13 protein-coding genes and 2 pseudogenes are annotated in these 14,249 nt (G+C 32.4%); 10 read left to right on the top strand and 5 right to left on the bottom strand.

Features of this window, described 5'->3' with window-relative positions:
- Window positions 1-78 precede the first annotated feature (78 nt).
- From FEZ18_RS05135 to FEZ18_RS05125, 3 genes are all read left to right on the top strand, one after another.
- On the top strand, window positions 79-675 hold the full coding sequence (locus tag FEZ18_RS05135; protein ID WP_153267325.1) for a hypothetical protein: 597 nt from the start codon (window positions 79-81) through the stop codon (window positions 673-675).
- Window positions 672-1,598: a hypothetical protein gene (locus tag FEZ18_RS05130; protein ID WP_153267324.1), complete on the top strand. Its 927-nt coding sequence runs from the start codon at window positions 672-674 to the stop codon at window positions 1,596-1,598. The genes FEZ18_RS05135 and FEZ18_RS05130 overlap by 4 nt, the downstream gene beginning before the upstream one ends.
- Window positions 1,599-1,897: 299 nt before the next feature.
- On the top strand, window positions 1,898-2,461 hold the full coding sequence (locus FEZ18_RS05125) for a hypothetical protein (protein ID WP_153267323.1): 564 nt from the start codon (window positions 1,898-1,900) through the stop codon (window positions 2,459-2,461).
- A 274-nt stretch (window positions 2,462-2,735) separates the two neighbouring features.
- Here FEZ18_RS05125 and FEZ18_RS05120 read toward each other — a convergent pair whose 3' ends face one another.
- Complete coding sequence (locus tag FEZ18_RS05120; protein ID WP_153267322.1) at window positions 2,736-3,152, bottom strand: transposase; 417 nt, start codon at window positions 3,150-3,152, stop codon at window positions 2,736-2,738.
- Between the two features lie 3 nt (window positions 3,153-3,155).
- Window positions 3,156-3,473, bottom strand: a complete 318-nt coding sequence (locus FEZ18_RS14635) for a phage integrase N-terminal SAM-like domain-containing protein (RefSeq protein WP_228122921.1) — start codon at window positions 3,471-3,473, stop codon at window positions 3,156-3,158.
- A 326-nt stretch (window positions 3,474-3,799) separates the two neighbouring features.
- On the opposite strand from FEZ18_RS14635, the gene FEZ18_RS05115 reads away from it, so the two are divergent.
- Together FEZ18_RS05115 and FEZ18_RS05110 are read left to right on the top strand one after the other, a co-directional pair.
- The gene (locus FEZ18_RS05115; RefSeq protein ID WP_110476660.1) at window positions 3,800-4,039 is read left to right on the top strand and encodes a type II toxin-antitoxin system ParD family antitoxin; all 240 of its coding nucleotides are present in this window, start codon (window positions 3,800-3,802) and stop codon (window positions 4,037-4,039) included.
- On the top strand, window positions 4,032-4,328 hold the full coding sequence (locus FEZ18_RS05110; protein ID WP_153267321.1) for a type II toxin-antitoxin system RelE/ParE family toxin: 297 nt from the start codon (window positions 4,032-4,034) through the stop codon (window positions 4,326-4,328). The genes FEZ18_RS05115 and FEZ18_RS05110 overlap by 8 nt, the downstream gene beginning before the upstream one ends.
- A gap of 159 nt (window positions 4,329-4,487) precedes the next feature.
- Here FEZ18_RS05110 and FEZ18_RS05105 read toward each other — a convergent pair.
- Window positions 4,488-4,850, bottom strand: a pseudogene (locus tag FEZ18_RS05105) (transposase); the annotation flags it as partial.
- A gap of 408 nt (window positions 4,851-5,258) precedes the next feature.
- On the opposite strand from FEZ18_RS05105, the pseudogene FEZ18_RS05100 reads away from it, so the two are divergent.
- The 4 genes and pseudogenes from FEZ18_RS05100 to FEZ18_RS05085 all read left to right on the top strand — a co-directional run bounded on the left by FEZ18_RS05100 (window position 5,259) and on the right by FEZ18_RS05085 (window position 9,305).
- Window positions 5,259-6,074, top strand: a pseudogene (locus tag FEZ18_RS05100) (alpha/beta hydrolase).
- Window positions 6,075-6,155: 81 nt separating this feature from the next.
- Entirely contained in the window at window positions 6,156-7,160 is a 1,005-nt protein-coding gene (locus FEZ18_RS05095; RefSeq protein ID WP_153267319.1) for a TlpA disulfide reductase family protein, read from the top strand.
- A 242-nt stretch (window positions 7,161-7,402) separates the two neighbouring features.
- Entirely contained in the window at window positions 7,403-8,002 is a 600-nt protein-coding gene (locus FEZ18_RS05090; RefSeq protein WP_153267318.1) for a hypothetical protein, read from the top strand.
- A 457-nt stretch (window positions 8,003-8,459) separates the two neighbouring features.
- A complete protein-coding gene (locus FEZ18_RS05085) occupies window positions 8,460-9,305 on the top strand; it encodes a hypothetical protein (RefSeq protein ID WP_153267317.1) in 846 nt (281 codons plus the stop codon).
- Between the two features lie 2,209 nt (window positions 9,306-11,514).
- Here FEZ18_RS05085 and lysM read toward each other — a convergent pair.
- Window positions 11,515-12,000: a peptidoglycan-binding protein LysM gene (gene lysM, locus FEZ18_RS05080; protein WP_153267316.1), complete on the bottom strand. Its 486-nt coding sequence runs from the start codon at window positions 11,998-12,000 to the stop codon at window positions 11,515-11,517.
- Between the two features lie 161 nt (window positions 12,001-12,161).
- Complete coding sequence (locus FEZ18_RS05075; RefSeq protein WP_153267315.1) at window positions 12,162-13,100, bottom strand: nicotinic acid mononucleotide adenyltransferase; 939 nt, start codon at window positions 13,098-13,100, stop codon at window positions 12,162-12,164.
- A 131-nt stretch (window positions 13,101-13,231) separates the two neighbouring features.
- On the opposite strand from FEZ18_RS05075, the gene FEZ18_RS05070 reads away from it, so the two are divergent.
- The gene (locus FEZ18_RS05070) at window positions 13,232-14,233 is read left to right on the top strand and encodes an NAD(P)H-dependent glycerol-3-phosphate dehydrogenase (protein ID WP_153267314.1); all 1,002 of its coding nucleotides are present in this window, start codon (window positions 13,232-13,234) and stop codon (window positions 14,231-14,233) included.
- The last annotated feature ends 16 nt before the right edge of the window (window positions 14,234-14,249 follow it).

The following is a 14,249-nucleotide window of genomic DNA, read 5'->3' as shown; positions in this document are numbered from 1 at the left end:
AAGGTCTATACAAAACCGAAAGGTTTGTGAGTAGAAATCCGCTACTACTCATACACGAGACCGTTGGCAATAATTTAGATGAAAATCAGTCACGAAGAATTTCAGAAAGCTAGAAGAATTAGCAAAGCAATACAGGAACATCTTGAACAAATAAATGATGACGGTTTGAGAAGTACAGACTTGTACCCTATTTTAGCTAGAAAAAAACTGATTGAAAAAGACAAAAATAATGGGAGTCAATTCAGAAAGTTTTTAAGGCAATTAAAAGAAAAAAATGCCTTAAACTTAATACCACAATGCAAGTTTCAACATAGTAGCAGAAATCCAAAACATTTTGAATGGCATTTTTATAGAACTACGAATAACATAGTTGAAAATGAAACAAATAATGAAACTAAAAATATTATTACCCCAAAATTACCAGAAGATGAAATAAATGTACTTATTGAAAAAGCGCAAGAATATGTTGAGGGTTTTCCTAAAAAAGATGATACCAAATTGACATTACCACAAATTGAAACCAGAAAACTTTATGAAAGAGCTTATGAAAATTGGAGTAACAATGAAATAAGATTAATGAATAGAGCTTTTGAGGCCTTTGGTAGGATTGACAAAGTAGCAGAATTATTAAAAAGACAACCAAGTGTTGTTAGAAAAAAAATAGAAATGGAATGAGTTATTTAGATTTTGATTATACTGAGAATTCAATTTTAGTATGTAAAGGCGATTCGAGAAATAGAAAAAAAATAACAATCAAAAGAAAGTATCCTGATTATTCAGAATATTTCTTAAATGAAGAATTTAATGGAATTGAAATTACTGATTTTTTATCAACTATAGAACAAGATGGTTTAAAAGGAGAGTTGAAATTTAAAGAACTTTTAGATAAAAACAATATTCCTTATTTATATATCGGTCAAGGACCATTTGGAATAGAACGTTCAGGAGTATTAATTGACAAAACAAAATCAAAGAGAGCAGATTTTTTAGTAAATATAAAAGATATGGGAACTATCCTCTTTGATGCTAAATGTAGAAATAAAATAGGTTTTCATAATAGTAAAGATAAATATTTCACACTATTTACATCAGAATTTGAAGCATTAAGGAATTTACAAAACTCTATTTTAATGCCTGTTTGGTTGGCATTTACAGACAGACAACAAATAAACACTTCAAAGGAACCTACTTTTTATTTTATATCTATATCCACTATAGAAAAATATTGGTCTGGAATATGTGATTTCTTTACAAGTAATGAGGATTTTGAAAGTAACAAAGTTATTAGAATTCCTAATTCATTATTTACAAAAATAGAAGATAAAATAATTTTTGAGGTTGGATTCCTAAACATTGAAGATGATTTACTCAATGAATATGCTAAAAAATATATTGGTTTAAATCGAATAATCAAAGACAAGATTAAAGATATTATTCGCAACAATAATTGTTACAAATCTAACATCTATAATGAATTAACAAAAAACAAAATTCATTATTGTTATCCTTATGAAGTAAATAACTGTGTGAATAATATGATTGAAAAGCGGATTATAGAATATAAACCTAAACAATATTTGAAGTTAGTTGGAGAGTAAAACTATTGCCAATAACTAAGTATTCGGCTCGCCGATAGGCTAGAGCTAAATATCGTGTTAACGAATCCGGTTTATTTGTCGTCTATGGGTATAACGATGGATTTGTGCAAGGATAAATGTGATTAGAGTTGTTTTGTTTCAAGAAGCACTATCTTTTAGTTAGCTATTTCAGCTTGTGGCTATAAAGACAAACCATCAATGATTAATCCTAGTTTAAAACTAATTCTGTATTTTAGTTCGTGAATTAAAAATTATGGTAGCGTTATTAGTCTTACTGCCCATATTTACAAAAAAATCTAATGCCAATTAATGTAAATTTATTTTTTTTAATCTTATTTTTCCAATTATTAATAGTTGAAAACGAACGTGAATTGGTACGAAATGATTTGCACGTGATTTCTTATAAATGCAAAAACGAAACCGTGGAATTCACTTTTGATCTCATTGGAGATGAATCAAATAATATCGAAGGAAAATGGCCAAGAATAGATCATTACCACATTTGGGTTGATTTCAATAATAATAAAGTAATAGATTCATTGACTGATAGAGCTTTCTCCCCGTACCAACGAGAGAATAACTATCAAGTATGTAAATCATTAATATATACTGAAAGTATACTAACAACATGCAACTTTGAGTCAGGATCAACTTGTGAAAAGAACTTTGGAGTTTCAGAAAATTCAAAGAAAAACCATGTTATTTTCAAAATAGTAATTCCAAAAAAAGAGCTTTCTAACTCCGAAAAATTCAATGTATATTTTGAAATATTTGATGGGGATGGCTTAAAAAGTTGTTATCCAATAAGAAGTCGGCTATTCAAAGAAACATTTGAAATAACGTGCAATAATAACAGTGCATAACAACTAAGCATTCGTGTGGTCGGTACGACCCAACATGAATGCCGTGTTGACTGAACCGGTGTTTGTCGGTTCGCCCTTATGGGGAATGGTCTGTTTTGGATTGGATTTTTAGGAGTTGGTTTTTTCTGTTTTGGGAGTTTTTGACCTCCCTTTCTTTGGAATATTAAAAGAATATGGCAGATTTAGGACTTACTTTTCCTTGTTCATTACTGCTTTGATGTGTTTTCTTCAGTTTTGGCCATAGCAGTCCCGTTACGTCGGTTTTGCGTTTTTTTCATATTGGTCTGTTTAGGTGTTTCTCGATCTGTTCGCGCCAACCATTCGGTGGTCCACGAGCGGGGAAGGTTGCAATGGTAACCAGGTTTCCTTTTTTACAGCTGGAACACTTGCGGTGCTTTAAAAGTACTTTTTCCGCTAGTTCTGGCCTGCCCAGATCTTTTTGTAGTTCTGGGATTATGGTTCTTTTATAATAGCTGCTCAAGATACCATAGTGCCGGATGCGGGTAAACCCTTTGGGCAGGATATGCAATGAAAAACGCCTGATGAACTCGGCATCGGATAGTGCAAGTACCGACTTCTTACCCCCTTGGCGATAATCCTTTACCATAAACCGTACGTTTCCACTTTCAAGACTTTTTATACGATGGTTGCTTATCGCAATTTTATGGGTATAGCTCCCTAGATATTCCACTACCTATGAAGGCCCAAAGAATGGGCGTTTGCAATAGACCACCCACTGGTTCTTGAACAGGCTTTCGTAAAATGAAGCGGGTTGTGATTTTCCCAGCTCTTTGCGCAGCCCATAAACAGTGTGCTTGAAAAAACTATCTGAGGGGGTCTTGTGTTGTGACTTTAAAACGTGTAGATAGTCCAGGATCTGTTCCTCATCGAGCTCAAGTGGACTACAGTTAAAATGGAGTGCGATGTGCGCTAAACAGCGAGCATAGTTGGTAAGAGTGCTCTGGCTTTTGCCAGCGAGCTCAACAGACCGTTTGAGTTTGTGGTAGAGTATTGAAAACTCTGGAACGGAAATAATAGCCCTTTCAATGAGAGTGTAATTTTTTTTTCATAATATTGAGTATTAGATTAAACCTTGATCCTAAAGGTAGTGAATCGTGATAAAACTGTCTCGTGAAGCTACCTTTAGGTTTAGTTCAACACCGTATATAATTAATTGCTAGTGCAAGCCAACTTACGAAAATCCTCGCGGGTTTTTTTTGTCAGTAATTATTTATTAAATTAAGTGCTAAATTCAAGGAACAAATCATATGTAAACACGTTGGCAACAATTTGGAAATGATTCGAATTTGGTGTATATTTACACCAAATAATGAAATTATGTCAAGACAAAGTATATCATTTACAAAGCCGAACGATGAATGGCTAAAAACTCAAGTGGACAATAAAGAATATTCAAGCAAAAGCGAGTTAGTTAACGATTTGATTAGACAAGCCCGAAAACAACAAGTTCAAATTGACTGGATTCGAGCAAAACTAGAAAAGGCTGAAAATAGTGGATTTACAAATGATAGTAAAGAGAGTATTTTAGCCCAATCAAAGTCCTTGCTAAATGGCTAAATATAAACTGACAAACGAAGCAAAAAATGACTTGATATGGATTCATCATTACGGAGTTGAAAAATTCGGAATGACGCAAGCGGTCAAATACTTTGAGTCATTTTTTGAATATTTTGACATTATTGCCGAACGACCTTTTTCTTTTGAATCGGTTGACTATATAAAAAAGGGATATAGAAGATGCGTATGTGGAGTTGATAGTATTTATTATAAAATTAATGAAAATATTGTCGAAATAATAGCAATTGTAGGAAGACAAGATTTGAATGAAAAATTAGAATCTGAATAAAATACTATGGTAACATCAGTAACCGTTGCACAACCCTCTAGGAAAATTTAACTAAAACTGATTAGTCACCGTTTTTAAAAACATACCATTTATGTCAAGGGTATTTAAGACTTGTTTAGAATGCTTTATATAGCCTTTTATTAGCCAGTTTACTTTAGTTTAGAATACACAAATAACCCCTGCTATGCTTTTGGGCTTTTTGTTAACAAAATTTATATATTTCTTTAAATTATAGGCAATTGCAGACATGTGCATACATTTATTAGTTTGTGCTAGTCCCAAAGTGTTTACTTTTCCCATTGCTAAAAACTGAGTTAAGGTTCCAAATACAGGCTCTACTGTACTTTGCCGCTTCCCTTTCATATAACGCCCTTTAGGACTGTTTGCTCGGGCTATATTGCGGTCGTACTCAGCCTTGTAATATGTAATGGTGAACTTTTTTTCTTGCGCCGATTTCCCTAAACAAGCACTGCGAATCGGGCAGCCCATACAAACCTTTTTTAAGGCACGGCATGCCTTCTTTTTTGTTTGATTTTTCTTTTCTTAAATTTAAAGAAGACTACCAGGTCAATGCTTTTCTGAAAGCAGCTACATAATACACTTGGGTTGCTCTATGAAGGAATTCTAAATTTAAAACCGATGATAATCTGCGGTAAAAATTGTCTTTTGGAACGCGAGCGCTCAACTGGAAATTACTAAACAGCTTTTCTTGAAATATTTTTGTGTCTTGCATTAATACAAATACGAAATTCCTGTATATTTAGCAAACAGTTGTGCAACAGGCGCAATGTGTATAATTAATGGCTAGTTCTTGCCAACTTACGAAAGTCCTCGCGGATTTTCTTGGTAGGTGATTATTTGCCAAATTAGTGCTTAAACACACAAAAAACCATAAACACAAACGTTAGCAATCATTAAAAAAACAGACTTATGAAAAAACTATTTTGCATTTCAATTATTGCTTTCGTTATGGTTAATTGTAAAAACAAAGGAACTACGTACAGCGACCCAGTCCCGATATACGAGAGTTTAACAATTACTTCTAATTTGCTAAATGAAGATAGAATAATCAATATTTGGACACCGCCTAATTACAATCAGTCAACCGATAGTTTGACAGTTGTATATATGCCAGACGGTGGAATTAAAGAAGATTTTCCGCATATTGCGAATACAATAGCTGAACTCGTTGAAAATGGAAAAATTCCGCCAGTTATATTAGTCGGAATTGAAAATACAGAACGTAAAAGAGATTTAACTGGTCCAACTGAAAACGAAGAATAAAAAAAAATAGCATCTAATGTTGGAAAATCCACAGAATTTCGAGCATTCATTCAAGAAGAACTGAAACCCGAAATAAATAAAAGGTATCGAACAAAAAATTATGAAGGAATTATTGGAGAGTCATTGGCAGGACTTTTCGTTGTAGAAACATTAGAACTTGCCCCCGAAACTTTCGATTTCTATATCGCTATGGATCCAGCCTTATGGTGGAACAACCAATCATTAGTAAAAAACGCAAAGGAGAATTTTAAGAATAATACGCGTCATAATATGAAGAGATTTTGGTTTGCAGGTTCAAGTGTTCAAAAAGAAACCCCTTTTATTACTGAATTAAGTGAAATCATTAAAACCGAACAACCAAAAAATATAACATGGAAATATTCAGATGAACCAAACGAACAACATAGTACTATTTTTAGAGCCACAAAAGAAAAGGCATTAATTTGGAGTTTGAACGAATAAATAACGAGTACCAAAATACAACTTAATTTGAATCAATAACCTGTAGACGTATTTTAGGACGAGACAGCAAAACGAACAGCGATGAAATTAGTAGCTTTAGGAATATTTTTATTATTGATAACGTCCTGTAATGAAAGAACTGATACTGAATTTTCTTTGACTGGAAAAACAAATGGAATCGAAAACGGAACATGGGTTTATTTGGACAATGCGGACAGTCAAAGTGTTGACCTTATCGATTCTACACTAGTTGAAAATAATGCTTTTGTTTTCAAAACAAAATTAACAAACTCACCATTGCACGTAGTAATACGAACAAATGACGATTCCAATTACCGTTTTCTTTGGCTGGAAAACAATGCTATGGCCTTTGATGCTTCGCTGACCGATTTTGAAAATGCAATTGTAACTGGTTCGAATGAAGAAAATTTAGGACAAAAATTACGCAAAGAACTAGAAAATCTATCAGAAGAAAATCAAAGAAAAAAAGAAATAGAATTTATTCAAAAACATCCAAATAGTATTGTTAGTGTTGAAACGCTATCTACCTACTCAACAACTTTCGGGAAAAAGGAAACTAAAGAATTGTTTGACCAACTTTCAGAAAAAAATAAAACATCTAAATACGGGAAAATAATTGAAACTTACATTAAACTGAATGATGTAGCAGAAATTGGACAACATTTTATTGATTTTGAAATGAATGACAAAAATGGGAACTCAATAAAACTTTCAGATTTAAAAGGCAAAACTATACTTTTAGAATTTTGGGCTTCTTGGTGTGCACCTTGCAGAAAAGAAAACCCAAATCTTGTAAAAACTTACAATAGATTTAAAACTAAAGGATTTGAAATATTTGCTGTTTCCTTGGACGAAAACAAAGAAAAGTGGATAAAAGCAATTGAAAAAGACAAACTAAATTGGTATCACGTAAACGATTTTAAAGGCAACGGAAGTAAAGCCTCTTTGATTTATGGAGTTGAAGGAATACCAGACAGCTTTCTGATTGACCAAAATGGAAAAATAATAGCGAGAGATTTGCGAGGAGAAGAATTGAACGAAAAATTAACAGAGCTATTAAAATAATGCCAGTTACCAATAACGAAATATTCGGCTCACCTAGTGGCTAGAGCTGAATATTCTGTTAATTTGCCCTCTATTGGTAGAACGATGAATTTGTGCAAGGATAAATGTGGTTAGAGTTGTTTTGTTTCGAGAAGTACTATTTTTTTCGGTTGGCAATTCAGTTTGTCACTATAAAGACAAACCATCAATGATTAATCCAAGTTTAAAACTAATTCTGTATTTTAGTTCATGAATTAAAAATTATGGGAGCGTTATTAGATAGACTGCCGTTACATTTAATTATGAAAAACATCTTGCTTGCCATAATATTTTTACCTTTTTTGACTTTTAGTCAAACAACTAAAACCTACTTGGAATTAATTGATGAAGCAAAAACAAATAAAAGTGCAGACCAAATTGAGAAACTGATTATAGGAACGTGGGAATTTGATAAACTTACAGATAGTAACGGAAAAACAATATCTGAAATCATGCATTTTATAAATGACACGATAACTGCAAATGAAATTGTTTGGCGACCAAATATGCGGATTGAAAAAGATGGAACATACAAATTAATGGGCTGTGAAAACCCCTATAATTGCGAATCTGGAAAATGGGAATATGACCGAGAGCACAAACTATTTCGAATGACTTATGACGAACCAAAATATAATGTTCCGATTGATAAACTTGCACCAGGACTTTTGGAACAATTAAAAGAGTCTGGTTCATTAATAGAATTTACGAAAAACGAAATAGAATTTGCGGAAATCACTCAAACGGAATTGAAAGTATTTGAGCCTTTAGAAAGTGATGGAACCGAATTTAAGTATAATTTAATAGTGTATCGGAAAAAATAACTACAGGTAACAATTAAGCATTCGTGTGGTCGGTACGACCCAACATGAATGCAACATGAATGCCGTGTTGACTGAACCAGTGTTTGTCGGTTCGCCCTTATGGGTAATGGTGTGTTTTGGATTTTTAGGAGTTGAATTTGTTGAGACGGTAATGAATAAGTTGACCACAACACCACATCAAAGACTATAGTGCAGGCAAAAGGCTAGTACAGGCATCTTCTGCATATGGAGAACGTAAAATAAACAATTGATAATAAGTTAAAAAACGTAAAAGCAATTTTCACCTAGAACCATATTTTAGGAAAGATCTTAATGGAAAAGCTTGAAAATGAATAAAATGGGATGGCTTCAATACTAATATAGGCACAATACTAATATAGGCACAATTTTGCTATATTTGTTTTAACTACTTAATTGAACACTTTGTGAGATACTACCTTTATTAAACCTTACAAGTATGAAATATTGGCCGCACATCCTCTCTTTTTTAGGAATAATTTTATTTTACTTTTTAGGAAAAACTTATAAATCTAGAGGTTTGGGAGATATTACTTCTCTGTTTTTCTATGCAGGTATGATTATTTGTTTTATCAGTTTAATTGTTTCTTTTGTAATGCCTTCGTCATTCAATGCTTTTAAGAAAATATTTTTAGGCCTAATTATTGGTATTATAAGTATGGCAATAATTGTTTATGCCATCATTCTGTTTGAGGACACCTCATCTAAAAAAATGGGAAAAGAGAGGAGTTTGGCTATTGAAAAACAGAGCAACCAATACACAAAAATAGATGTTATTAAAAGTTTTCAAATTAAAGCATTTATCGACTCAACAACTTCACCTCATAAAAAAGCAGTTATATTTCAACTGGAAACAAATCAAGATAGCTTAGTTAGAAACTGGAACATTCAGTTTTTTGGCTTTTTAAAAGCTGAAGAACATAAATTGTTACTTGACTTAAAAGTGATAGAAAGTGAGATAATCTCTCTTGAGAACTTTATGGAGATTCCTGTGTTTTTAACAGAGAATACATTACAACAGGATCGATTAAAATCAAGTGATAAAAACAAAGAGGCTCTTGAATATATTATTCTATTGACTAATCCTAATGACAAATATGATCCCTTAAAATTTAACGAAGGTATTGCATATACCTCTTTGAGTTCAGAAGAAGTCAAATTAAAAGGTGCTATGTTTACGCACATGCAAAGTAAAACATATCATATGTACCATCACCCAAAACTACAATTAAACCAAAAGCTGTATTTAAAGGATTTTCTAAGTTTAAATAAGAAGGGCAATTAACTAGCTGATAAACAGCAGTGCTTTAATTAAAAAAAACAGCTCCTTTAAATATTAATAATGTTTTTAAAATAGGCAAGTTGACATTCAAAAATGATGTGTAAAATCATCAATGCCTAGATAAAAGACATAAGACCGCTTCGCTTTTAGAATTAAGAACAAAGACTTGATTCTAACTAGCTTATAAACAGTAGTGCTTTAATTAGAAAAATAGCTCCTTTAAATATTAATAATGGTTTAAAAATAGGCAAGTTGACATTCAAAAATGATGTGTAAAATCATCAATGCCCGATATAAAGACATAAGACCGCTTCGCTTTTAGAATTAAGAACAAAGACTTGATTCTAACTAGCTGATAAACAGCAGTATTTTAATTAAAAAAATAGCTCCTTTAAATATTAATAATGGTTTGAAAATAGGCAAGTTGACATTCAAAAATGATGTGTAAAATCATCAATGCCCGATAAAAGACATAAGACCGCTTCGCTTTTAGAATTAAGAACAAAGACTTGAGACTAACTAGCTTATAAACAGTAGTGCTTTAATTAGAAAAATAGCTCCTTTAAATATTAATAATGGTTTAAAAATAGGCAAGTTGACATTCAAAAATGATGTGTAAAATCATCAATGCCCGATAAAAGACATAAGACCGCTTCGCTTTTAGAATTAAGAACAAAGACTTGAGACTAACTAGCTTATAAACAGTAGTGCTTTAATTAGAAAAATAGCTCCTTTAAATATTAATAATGGTTTAAAAATAGGCAAGTTGACATTCAAAAATGATGTGTAAAATCATCAATGCCCGATAAAAGACATAAGACCGCTTCGCTTTTAGAATTAAGAACAAAGACTTGATTCTAACTAGCTGATAAACAGCAGTATTTTAATTAAAAAAATAGCTCCTTTAAATATTAATAATGGTTTGAAAATAGGCAAGTTGACATTAAAAAATGATGTGTAAAATCATCAATGCCCGATATAAAGACATAAGACCGCTTCGCTTTTAGAATTAAGAACAAAGACTTGATTCTAACTAGCTTATAAACAGTAGTGCTTTAATTAGAAAAACAGCTCCTTTAAATATTAATAATGTTTTGAAATTAGGCAAGTTGACATTAAAAAATGATGTGTAAAATCATCAATGCCCGATATAAAGACATAAGACCGCTTCGCTTTTAGAATTAAGAACAAAGACTTGAGACTAACTAGCTTATAAACAGTAGTGCTTTAATTAAAAAAATAGCTCCTTTAAATATTAATAATGGTTTGAAAATAGGCAAGTTGACATTAAAAAATGATGTGTAAAATCATCAATGCCTAGATAAAAGACATAAGACCGCTTCGCTTTTAGAATTAAGAACAAAGACTTGAGTCTAACTAACCGATAAACAGCAGTGCTTTAATTAGAAAAATAGCTCCTTTAAATATTAATAATGGTTTAAAAATAGGCAAGTTGACATTAAAAAATGATGTGTAAAATCATCAATGCCTAGATAAAAGACATAAGACCGCTTCGCTTTTAGAATTAAGAACAAAGACTTGAGTCTAACTAGCTTATAAACAGTAGTGCTTTAATTAGAAAAATAGCTCCATTAAATCTTAATAATGGTTTGAAAATAGGCAAGTTGACATTCAAAAATGATGTGCAAAATCATCAATGCCCGATAAAAGACATAAGACCGCTTCGCTTTTAGAATTAAGAACAAAGACTTGATTCTAACTAGCTTATAAACAGTAGTGCTTTAATTAAAGAAATAGCTCCTTTAAATATTAATAATGGTTTGAAAATAGGCAAGTTGACATTAAAAAATGATGTGTAAAATCATCAATGCCTAGATAAAAGACATAAGACCGCTTCGCTTTTAGAATTAAGAACAAAGACTTGAGTCTAACTAACCGATAAACAGCAGTGCTTTAATTAGAAAAATAGCTCCTTTAAATATTAATAATGTTTTCAAAATAGGCAAGTTGACATTAAAAAATGATGTGTAAAGTTCTTTGTTTTAATAGTATTGTACAATATTTTATCGGACATCATCGATTCTAAATAAAATAACAGCAATCAAATAAGTACGGGTGTTATCGATTGGCTTGGTAATACAGTCCGAATTTAATTAAAATAAGCACCATAAAAATTAGGTTTAAAAACTGCACTAAACTAAAAAAACCAACATTAATATTGCTGGTTTTTTAGTGTATAAGTTTTGGGATTTTAATCTAAAGCTGGAATACGTAATACTTGTCCGGGGTAAATTTTGTCTGGATCTTTAAGCATGGGTTTGTTAGCTTCAAAAATTACAGGGTATTTCATAGCGTTACCGTAGTAGTTTTTAGCTATTTTACCTAAAGTATCTCCGCTTACAACGGTATGGAACTGTGCTTCGGGTTCTACATGTTCTACAGTCATTTGGTCGTTTACAGTAGCAATACCACTAGAGTTTCCTACCACTAACACCACCTTTTCTTTGGTGGCTTGATCGTGAGCTAAGCCTTTAATGGTAGCAGCATCATCGTTAATGTGAACCTCTAAACCTTCAACTTTTAATTGTAAGTCGTTAATCGTTTCTTCTAGTTTTTTTGCTGCAGCCTCTTCAAGTTTAAGTTTGGCAGCCGCGCTTTCAGCAGCTTCTTCGGCCTCTGTTTTTCCTATTCCGAAGACCTTAGCTCCAGCGTTTTTAATAAATGAAAATATGCCCATGTTGTTTTAAATTTTAAGGGTTAATAAGTGATTTATGCTTGTCACAAAATACGTAATTTTATTCAAATTACAGTTTTGTAAACGAAAGAATTTTCATAAAAAAACAAATGCTAAGGCGATAAAACCCTAACAGTTGTTCAACTAAAAATCTAAATTTAAACCTATGTTGTTCTTGTGTTTTCTCTAGGGTTATTTACTTTGTTTTTTGGTGCTTTACGCATGTCGTTTCTTTTTACAGCCGACTTAGTTTGAACTCCATCGTTTTTCATAAACTGTATGTACCCGCGACCTTGAAACTCGTACACCGTTTCAGATGCTGGATGAAACAATTCTATCGTACCGTCGTCTATAACACTTAATTCAAAATATTCGTTGTTAAAATAATCATAATCTAAGCTTAGTGTTTTTAGATTGGGGTTACCAACTATATCTCCAACTCCATAAATACCAGTATAATCCCAAAGTAAGCCATTTATAGGTGTACCATTTAAATCTTGAGAGCTTCTAAAGGTATCGTCTGTACCGCCAGCTACAAACTGCAGGAAGTTTTCGTTATCAAAGTCGTTTATCGCACCAAAATTACTCGTAAATGTTTTTTCCCACGCCACATATTCTTGCAGGAAGTAATGAATATTATCATAAAATACAAAGTCGTAATCAAAATTACTGCGTTGGTAACCATCTAGAAAATAAGAGGTATCGTTATTCGGGTTGTATAATTCTATAGTATTATAATCTATTTGAAAAACATCAAAAGTTTCGAAACCATCCACATCATGTACCACATCTAAAATCATATCGTAGGCATCGTAATCGGCCACGGCAATACCATAGCCATTACCCGTACTCCCAATTCCTACTAGGTTATTATTGGCGAACATTATGCCATTTTTAAACGATAAGGTAAATGCTTTTTGTAAAAATGGTGTGGTGCCATAGCCTTTCGTACTGTTAATGTCTACATACCACAAATCGTAACTGCCTAGTAACTGGTTTATAGAAATTCTCGGTGTCTCTTCGACTATGTTCGATTCTACATAGCATGATGTAAATAATGTCGTTGCTAAAGCAAAGCTTAAAAGTATTTTTATAGTCTTCATAATCAAACATTTTTGAGTTCTGTTGTATTCATTTTCAAAACACGTGCCAAAATACAGTTTTAAGAAATATAATGATTTAATGTAGCTTGTTTTTTTTGTGTATTTTTGGGCACAAGAAAATAACACCATTTATGGATAAACCTTTAAAATACGCAGTTTTTGGCGCTGGAAGTTGGGCAACCGCCATTGTAAAAATGCTTTGTGAAAATTTAGATGAGGTAGGTTGGTATATGCGAAGTGTTTATACCAAAGAACATTTATTAAGAGAGCAACATAACCCTAATTATTTAAGCGCGGTCGAATTTAACTTAGACCAATTAAAAATTAGTAACGATATTAATGAAATTGCCAATTATGCCGATGTTTTAATCTTTGTGATACCATCGGCTTTTATGCATTCAGAACTAGAAAAATTAACAGAAAACATTGAAAATAAAATTATTGTTTCTGCCGTAAAAGGTATTATGCCGGAAACTGGCTTGCTGGTTGGCGAGCATTTCCATGAGGTTTACAATATACCTTACGATAATATCGCCGTAATCGCCGGGCCCTGTCATGCCGAAGAGGTGGCCTTAGAGCGTTTATCGTATTTAACAGTGTCTTGTTCAGATTCAGAGAAAGCACAACAAATTGCCAACAAGCTCTCTAGCCACTATATTAAAACAACCATTAGCGACGATATTATTGGTATTGAATATGCCGTAATGCTTAAAAATATCTATGCTATTGCTGCGGGTATTGCTCATGGTTTGGGCTATGGTGATAACTTCCAGAGTGTGTTAATGAGTAATGCCATTAGAGAAATGAAACGTTTTATTAAAAAACGCCATAAAATGAAACGCAATATTAATAATTCGGCATATTTGGGCGACTTATTAGTAACAGGTTACTCGGTATTTTCCAGAAACCGTATGTTTGGAAACATGATTGGTAAGGGGTATACTGTAAAATCTGCTCAAATGGAAATGAATATGGTTGCCGAAGGCTATTACGCCACAAAAAGCGCCCGTTTACTGCACGAAAAAAATGGCAAAAAGGCTAAAATTCCTATTATAAACGCTGTTTACGAGATTTTATACGAAAATAAAGAGCCTAAAAAGGTGTTTAAAAAATTAGCCGATAAATTAGATTAATGTAGTCGTTCTAATA

The sequence above is a fragment of the Oceanihabitans sp. IOP_32 genome (assembly GCF_009498295.1).
Taxonomy (GTDB): Bacteria; Bacteroidota; Bacteroidia; order Flavobacteriales; family Flavobacteriaceae; genus Wocania; species Wocania indica.
Note: the sequence above shows the minus strand (reverse complement) of the source record. Positions and strands in the feature narration are given on the sequence as shown.

Excerpts from the sequence above, each read along its gene's own strand:
- FEZ18_RS05130 (WP_153267324.1), top strand. The coding sequence starts at position 672 with ATGAGTTATTTAGATTTTGATTATACTGAGAATTCAATTTTAGTATGT.
- FEZ18_RS05090 (WP_153267318.1), top strand. The coding sequence starts at position 7,403 with ATGGGAGCGTTATTAGATAGACTGCCGTTACATTTAATTATGAAAAAC.
- FEZ18_RS05115 (WP_110476660.1), top strand. The coding sequence starts at position 3,800 with ATGTCAAGACAAAGTATATCATTTACAAAGCCGAACGATGAATGGCTA.
- FEZ18_RS05070 (WP_153267314.1), top strand. The coding sequence starts at position 13,232 with ATGGATAAACCTTTAAAATACGCAGTTTTTGGCGCTGGAAGTTGGGCA.
- FEZ18_RS05075 (WP_153267315.1), bottom strand. The coding sequence starts at position 13,100 with ATGAAGACTATAAAAATACTTTTAAGCTTTGCTTTAGCAACGACATTA.
- FEZ18_RS05135 (WP_153267325.1), top strand. The coding sequence starts at position 79 with ATGAAAATCAGTCACGAAGAATTTCAGAAAGCTAGAAGAATTAGCAAA.
- FEZ18_RS05085 (WP_153267317.1), top strand. The coding sequence starts at position 8,460 with ATGAAATATTGGCCGCACATCCTCTCTTTTTTAGGAATAATTTTATTT.
- FEZ18_RS05125 (WP_153267323.1), top strand. The coding sequence starts at position 1,898 with ATGCCAATTAATGTAAATTTATTTTTTTTAATCTTATTTTTCCAATTA.
- lysM (WP_153267316.1), bottom strand. The coding sequence starts at position 12,000 with ATGGGCATATTTTCATTTATTAAAAACGCTGGAGCTAAGGTCTTCGGA.
- FEZ18_RS05110 (WP_153267321.1), top strand. The coding sequence starts at position 4,032 with ATGGCTAAATATAAACTGACAAACGAAGCAAAAAATGACTTGATATGG.
- FEZ18_RS05095 (WP_153267319.1), top strand. The coding sequence starts at position 6,156 with ATGAAATTAGTAGCTTTAGGAATATTTTTATTATTGATAACGTCCTGT.